5 protein-coding genes and 1 pseudogene are annotated in these 7,680 nt (G+C 37.1%); 1 reads left to right on the top strand and 5 read right to left on the bottom strand.

Annotation, left to right across the window (positions count from 1 at the left end):
- Together V7149_RS10805 and V7149_RS10810 are read right to left on the bottom strand one after the other, a co-directional pair.
- On the bottom strand, positions 1 to 204 hold a 204-nt coding region (locus tag V7149_RS10805), incomplete at its 3' end, for a GNAT family N-acetyltransferase (protein ID WP_438824108.1).
- A 195-nt stretch (positions 205 to 399) separates the two neighbouring features.
- Entirely contained in the window at positions 400 to 1,314 is a 915-nt protein-coding gene (locus V7149_RS10810) for a mechanosensitive ion channel family protein (RefSeq protein ID WP_335345636.1), read from the bottom strand.
- Between the two features lie 1,370 nt (positions 1,315 to 2,684).
- Between V7149_RS10810 and V7149_RS10815 the strand changes: the two genes are divergently transcribed.
- Positions 2,685 to 5,090 carry a M14 family metallopeptidase gene (locus tag V7149_RS10815; RefSeq protein WP_335345637.1) on the top strand — a complete coding sequence of 802 codons (2,406 nt, stop codon included), beginning with the start codon at positions 2,685 to 2,687 and terminating at the stop codon, positions 5,088 to 5,090.
- 377 nt (positions 5,091 to 5,467) lie between these two features.
- Here V7149_RS10815 and V7149_RS10820 read toward each other — a convergent pair whose 3' ends face one another.
- The 3 genes and pseudogenes from V7149_RS10820 to V7149_RS10830 all read right to left on the bottom strand — a co-directional run bounded on the left by V7149_RS10820 (position 5,468) and on the right by V7149_RS10830 (position 7,374).
- Positions 5,468 to 5,650, bottom strand: a complete 183-nt coding sequence (locus tag V7149_RS10820) for a hypothetical protein (RefSeq protein ID WP_335345638.1) — start codon at positions 5,648 to 5,650, stop codon at positions 5,468 to 5,470.
- Between the two features lie 352 nt (positions 5,651 to 6,002).
- A complete protein-coding gene (locus V7149_RS10825) occupies positions 6,003 to 6,275 on the bottom strand; it encodes an HU family DNA-binding protein (protein ID WP_335345639.1) in 273 nt (90 codons plus the stop codon).
- Positions 6,276 to 6,579: 304 nt separating this feature from the next.
- A pseudogene (locus V7149_RS10830) lies at positions 6,580 to 7,374 on the bottom strand (GNAT family N-acetyltransferase).
- Between the last annotated feature and the right edge of the window lie 306 nt (positions 7,375 to 7,680).

Genomic DNA, 7,680 nt, shown 5'->3' on the forward strand with positions numbered 1-7,680 from the left:
CACCAAAAAAAGACAGAAACCGTATTCCTCATACATACGAATTGGTCCATTCAATATATAGGCAGCTGAGTCTTCTGTTGTTCTCAAACCTCGATCACCAATGAACCTCAACCAAGAGGGGTCGTTCATAAGCTCAAGGATAAATGCCGCATCGTCGGTTGTTTGTAAGCGAAGGGTAAGTCGATCTGTTTCTAAAATTTTCAAGGGAAATACACCAGCCTTTCAGTATTTTTAGTCGAAGGGGTACAGCAAGAATTCCCTCTTACTTGCTTCCAGTCCCTTTTAGGCAAAACAGATTGTGAAGGAATGTACTTAAAGTAACTTTAAAGGTTTATCTAAGGAGGATATAGCAGACTGCTTAAATAGCAATCTGCTTTTTTGAAGAAAGGGATTCATAAACTATAAATCTTCAACAGCCAATTGCTTTTCCAACAGTATTTGCCTCTTATTTTCTTTAAAGGTTCGTATATTTCCGGGTTGAAAAGGACCAGCCTTCATGGCTTCCAATTCCCCGCTCTCTGCCATCATCAAGTCATTCTTGTAGGCAGCCATCGCCAGTTCATACCTCACTTTTTTGCTTGCTTCCGCGAAATCCGCTTCCTTCACTAGACCTGATATTGAATACCGGTGCCCCCTGAAATCCACGTTCAGTTCAGTGATTTGGTTGAATTTGAAACTCTCCACGGGAACGCCGTTCTCATCCTTCAGCAGGTATTCACTGTATTTCTCGTTGCATGTTTGTTCCACTTCCTCCATCACCTTGAAGGCATCGTCCGGATTTTGCCTATAATTGAGGACGAGGCTTTCGTTCACCCTTCGCATTTTCCGGTTCCCGTTCTGAAGTTCCGTGATGCTACTATAAGAGATCGAATAAAGGTATCCGTCATACTGGCGGATCTTCAGGTGGCGTATGCTGATTTCCTCGATTTTTCCCTGACGATTTCCATTGATAATGACATAATCCCCGTGTTGGATCTGGCGCTCAAACAAGTAGGTCAGCCCCATAATATAATCCCGGATGATATGCTGGAAGATCAATGCGAAGGCACCCGCTAAAACAACCGAACCAGTGAAAATCTTTGTCAGGTCGAAGAAATGGCTAAGCACATAAACAAGGAAGAACACCAGTCCCAATACCTTTGTCATCTGGTTAGCGAATTGCTTAAATGTCTCTTCCCGCTTTCCATCCAAGATTTTCGTTTTATCAAAGAAAAGATTGATAGATTTGCGGATTAAATAAACCGTGAGTATAATCAGCAGTGCCACCGTTAAAATTTTTATGGGCAACTGCAGCAACTTCCCCGAGAAAAACATCCTACCAACTCCTACTTTCTTTAAACTATATAAAAGGAATGCGGATAAGGAGAAAAGCCTTACCTTCCTAACAAACCTTAATGATAGCACGGTTCCATTTTAAAAAAAATCCTCTCCGTGCTTCTTGAGGAACGACTATATTGCCAATAATGTGTTTTCCGCTGCTAAATGGATATTAAAAGATATAGCGATAAAGGTCAATAAGGGAATTGAAACTTAATATTACTTAAAGCGTAATAAAGATAAAATAAATAGTTAAGCGATTGATTAAGGGGGAAAACCGATTGTCACATAAAAATTTTTCATAGCAAAAGCAGGGGTAGTTCTGATTTTTTCAAGTATTCGTATGGGAAGTTAATTAGGGGATTCTTGGCTAATCAGTAAAGAAGACGGGAACGCTGATACTAGCCAATACAACATGATTGTTCAGACTTTTAATAATAACTTTGTTATTATTGGCAGCCTACTATTTGGTGTATTTTAACTAGCGGGTAGCTTTAGTTAAACAAGCTTAAGGCAGCGATCATAATCATTATCTTGTTCTTCCACAATCGTGCGCTTTAGTTAAAGAGTGATTGCTGTGGCTATCCTTTTTGTTTTTTGTGCAGGTGGCAACAGTTATAGTTTACCAATGAGTAGATAAAATTCATAAACACGGTAAAAGACTTTTTTATAATGCAGTCAGTTTGTTTTATTACAATTATTACAATTAGTATATAACTTTTGTTTAATAGGTAATATTTGGATTGTTGTGGTAGTCGGCTTTTAGAGTTACTGTAGTAAACGACATTTTTTTTAAACAACAATACTTGTGTCTAACGACAACTCAGTCGGGACTTAAACAACTCGGTCGTGACTTAGAAACCAGTATTTTAAACAAGGTTTTTGATTTAAAAATGTAAGTTATTTTCTAATTAAAACAAGGAATGTCCCTTTCATATGGGACATTCCTTGTTAATTTTTATCTAATTACTAACTTATGTTGATTTGAAATAAAGTTTGTTCGAGAACATCTTACAAACCTGTTTTTTATGGTAAATTTGAAAATTCACTAAAAAAAGATTGATCAAAATGGATTCTTTTTCAACTGACCTAGATGGAGTAGTATATAAAATTTTGATCATGTTATACCAATGTTATTCTACAATCGCGCCCGAGTTGAAGATTGTTATTTTAACTAAAGCCCCCGTTTGTTTTAGTACAATGATTCACAAACTTTTATTGAATATTTGTTAAGTAATTAGCAGTGAAATCAACAAATTCTATTAAAAAAATATAATTATTGACACCAATTACTGACAGAATATACTTAATATTTAATCTATAATAAACATGTCCACAATAGTGGAAATACATAGGAGGTGTGTAGATTGAAGAAAAGAAAGAAAGTTATGCATGGACTCGTCTTGGCAACGGCAATCAGTGCATTGAGTTTTACGACCCTGTACCCCGGATTTGGCGCTCCCCTTGTAACAGGTGCCCAACAGCTTGAAGGTGAACCAATACTTTCGAATGAGCCACTTTCCATCGTCCAGCTTGAGGTTCCAAATAAAATGGCTCTTGATAAGCTGGTTGAATTGGGTATAGACCTGACTCACAGGGTCCATCAGCATGGGGAAGAGTTGGAGGTTGATGTAGTTGTTACTCCTTCAGAAATCGAACAATTAAAAATGTATGGAATTAAAGTAAAGGAAACACTTATCACAGAAGATCAGTGGAACCAAAGAACTGCGGAAAGAAATGCAGCAGCACAGCAGCAATTCAATATCGCTTCTGCTGAAGATTCTATTAAAGTATTACGAGCCGACCATTATACAAATCAGTCTGCCACCTTCCTTTATGTAGAAGCAAAAACAAGCGCCGGGGTGAGTGCAAGCACAGCTCTTACCGGCAAGTGGATTGAAAATGGGGTGGAAAAAACAGCCACCTTGAATCGATTTACTGACTATGGGGAATATATGTATCATTGGTTTGAGGTTCCTGTGACAGTTGTTCCTGAAAGCGTTACCATAACTAGTAATCTTGGCGGTTCAGCTACAAGTTCTGTAACAGAGTGGCTTGGTGAAGATAAAAAAGGCAGTCCGAAAAAACATTATGTAAAAGGATTTGTTGACCATTATATGGACCCACATGATCTGTATGAAAGAGCAGAGCAGCTTGCAAAAGAATTTCCGGATTTAGTTGAAATTATTGAAATGCCATATCAAACAAATGGCTACCGCCGTCTTTCCCAAGCAACTATTGGGTCTACCACGACTAAAGCTGTAGTTGTTTCCTCAAAAGCATGGGGACATGAAGGCGGAAACGATATTTTAGTAGAATTTAAAAACCCTAGTGAAGCAAACCATCCTTTAACAGTAAAAGTTGATGACAATAATATTATTGTAGAATTGGCAACAGATGATACTGGAAAAGTAACAAGTACTGCAAGCCAGGTTGTTACAGCCCTAAATACTGAGGCAAATTCGCTTATTACGGCCACTACTTACCGCGGCAATGCAGGTACTGGTACAGTTGATCCAAATTCAGCAAAGTTAACTGACAACTTAAATGCTCCAGATTACATTTCCCGTGAACCGCAATCAGTGAAAGCCATCCGTATCGGTAAGCACCGTGACGGTTCCAAGCCGGGTGTACTAGGCTATGCGCAGGAGCATGCCCGTGAATGGGTTACTCCGCTCGTTACAATTGAAACAGCCGAGCGATTATTAAGGAATTATGCCCATGACGGGGAAACAAAACAACTAGTGAACAACCTGGACATTTTCCTGATACCTTCAGTAAACCCTGATGGAGCGAACTATAGTTTCTATGATTTTAATATGCAAAGGAAAAATATGACGAACCACTGTGGACCTACTCAGTCAGATCTAGCAAATCGCAACAGTTGGGGAGTTGACCTAAACCGAAACCACTCTGTAGGGTCTGTATTTGATGGTTTTGTTGGTGCTTCCAATACAAATTGCTTGAGCGGAACATATTCAGGCCCGTATGAAAACTCAGAGCCTGAAGCAAGAAATCTTATCTGGCTGGCAGACCAAAATCCAAATATTAAATTCGCAATGAATATTCACAGCTACGGCGGTTACTTCATGTGGTCCCCTGGCTCCTATGATCCAAATCGGGTTACATTGCCTCGACCAACTGCAGGTCAGGAGGCATTCTACTGGGCAGCATCCAACGAAATCTTGAATGATATTCAGGACCACCGCGGAACAGTAATCTTGCCAAGCCGTACAGGTCCAATTCCAGATGTGTTATACTCCGCGGCTGGGAACTCTGCTGATTATTTGTGGTATGAAAAGGGTATTTATGCATGGAACTTTGAAGTTGGAGCAGATCTGTGGGATTCTGTAGCAAACAGGTGGCGAGCCGTAGGATTCCAGCCTTCGTATCAAGAAGGACACGAGGAAGCAATGGAATTTGCGAATGGACTGATTAGTCTAATCAAGGTTGCCTACAACCAATCAAAGGATAAGCAGCCTCCATCAACAAAAGCAGTTCCTGGAAACGGCAAATTCTCTGGCCCTGTAGAAGTATCGTTTGAAACCAGCGAAGCAGCTACCATCTACTATACTCTTGATGGAAGCCGTCCAACATTTGAATCAGCTCATATACGCCTTTCCGGAACACGTGAATCTGCTGAATCATTGAAAATTGATAAAACGACTGTTATCAATTGGTTTGCTGTAGACGCGGCGGGCAATATTGAAAAAAACTACAACCCGTTTAGTAATGCTTCTAACTACAGTTCTGTGAAAATAACTATTAAGTAAACTAAAAGATGCCGTGCTACTTTCAGAAACTGAAAAAGCCCGGCATCTTCTAAATACACGGCTAATAGGTTCTCTCTTACTTTAATGAATAGTGGATATTATGCTACCAAATCTCCTTCTTTAGCTGTTTATGTGATTTTTCAAAATTAGAGAGAATATCATCCAATATTGACGGATATATTTACTAGCATTTTTTATTCGAGAAGGGAGAACTCACATTTAAATCGAATGTTATAGGTAAAAATTTTGATAAATTAATTTCTTTGCTTTCAGCCATTTAATTCTCATAAATAATGTATTCTGTTCCGTTGGCACAATAAGAAAGCTTTCAGTATTGACAGCACAAATTTTCCCTATCGCACAAGTTACTTCAATGATTAGATTGAGCACGCTCTTACTAAGAGAACAAATCCAATTATAATTAGGACAGAAAATAAATTAACTAAACAACCACTGCTTGGTACTCCAGTATGGGCTTGAGCCCACGAATTGTTTAAAGCACCTCGAGGATTTTTTCGTTGTTCTGTTGCTTTCAATCTTTCTCTTTCTTTTTCAGACATAATACCTCCCCCCGTTTTAATAATTGCTTAAATTTAATTACGAATTAGTAAGGTTAAAGTTTCTCCTTATCTTATTGCACTAACCTGCCCTATTGTTTAAGTAAAAACTTTCACAAACATCACACTAGCATTACCATAAGTATTCAATTTTTCTTGAGACTCTTCCTCTATAAAATGGCCCTTTCATGCAAAAAAGCGCAGATCCATACTCTGGAAATACGCCCTTTAGTGAAAAAAATATTAATATTAATTTTTGAGTTCTGTGGTTAGATACTCAATCATCTTTAAATAAAAAATACTCTTAGTTCTTTCCTTCTCATATAAGAGTTATTTATACTGTTAAGATATATTATTATTTCACAGCTTCTTTTAATTCCTTACCTGGCTTAAAAGCAGGAATCTTAGAAGCAGCAATATCTATTTCTTCACCGGTTTGTGGATTACGACCTTTTCTAGCTGAACGTTCACGTACTTCAAACGTTCCAAATCCAATTAATTGGATTTTTTCTCCTTCAGCAAGTGTGTTTGAAATCGTATCAAATAACGCATCAACTGCCTTTGAAGTATCCTTTTGTGTCAATTCAGCTTGTGTTGAAACAACTTTTACTAATTCTGTTTTATTCATTCTTATACACCTCTATATTCTTAAATTACTATGTAGCAACTAAAATATAGCACATATTCTTGTAAAGTAACATTAATCAAATAATTATTAACCTTAAACCGCATAACCACGTCCTGACTTGTGAACAAGGTAAATTCCTTGTTCACATACCTGAGCCAAGTTTAAATAAGTTCGTTCCTGAAGAATTGCGCCCGATTGGCTGAAGATCTAATATATTATTAAAAACTGAAGAGGTTACCAATGCTTACTTAACTATATTATTAGCACAATTAGAAAAGGCTCCAATAAGAATAGTCTTGAACCTTTAACAATATGTATACATCATCCATAATCCAATATCCTCAAAACCGATTCTTTTATAGATTACTCCAGCTGTTGGATTATCATAGAACAAACATAGTTCTTTTCCTTCATGTAAAAGATCACTGCAAAGCTTGAGCATGCAGTTGGTTGCATATCCTTTTTTCTTATAGTTTTCTAGCGTAGCTACACCAACAACCATTGCTGATAAGGAATTTTCTGCTGTCGTTGATGCTGTTGATACCATTTTTCCTTCTTCCATAATAAAAAATGAACGTGAAGTTCCATTTTCTATTCCTCGACGTTTTCTCTCTACTGTAATTGTTGAATCACTAAATTCTGGAATTGAGTTTAGTAATTCAACAAGTGCTTCAGCATCGTGTGGAAATGCTTGTTGTACATTCGAAAAATCAATATTATTTTTATTAATATTTAATCTAGTACACTTAGCATAATATAATTGTCTTTTTCTTTTTAGGTGCTTATCCAAGTATGGCTCAATTTTTTCAGTGATATCTTTTAGTCCAGACATCATCTTAAAAGCAGAGTCATTAGACATAATCTCAGCAAATCCTTCGGCATTAAATGATTCTACTGCAAAAGGAATATAGTTTTCCTCGTATTTTAATAAAACAGCAATTAATTCTCCACTTTCGTTAAACTCTCCCCAAAGCTTTTGGAATTCTTGTTCATATCCATAAGCCTAAATGTCACCAATAATAAATAAGTTTTCAGCAGCCTTGGTTTTTAACAAATTAAAACAAACCTCGTGATCACTTTTATCTAGTTTTCTTATCATCATACTCTCTCCTCATTGTAAAAATTTCCCCGTAAAATAATCTCATTATTTTACAATTAAAAAACCTTATCGAGAAGGAGTTTTTTACGGAAAATTCCTATAATTCTCGCGGAATTGCGCCCTTTAGTTAAATAAAGCAATTGATTATTTGGATAACTTATAACCGTCATGTATAGCTTCCCAATCAAGGGACCTAGCCATACTATTTTCAATGTTCTCTAATGGTTTAAAGCCATATTTTGCATAAAGGGAATGAGCATCTTTAGTACCAAGGTGAAAGCTCGTGCCTTTCAAATTTGGATGTTC

It is taken from the genome of Bacillus sp. JJ1503, assembly GCF_036965125.1.
Taxonomy (GTDB): Bacteria; Bacillota; Bacilli; order Bacillales; family Cytobacillaceae; genus Cytobacillus.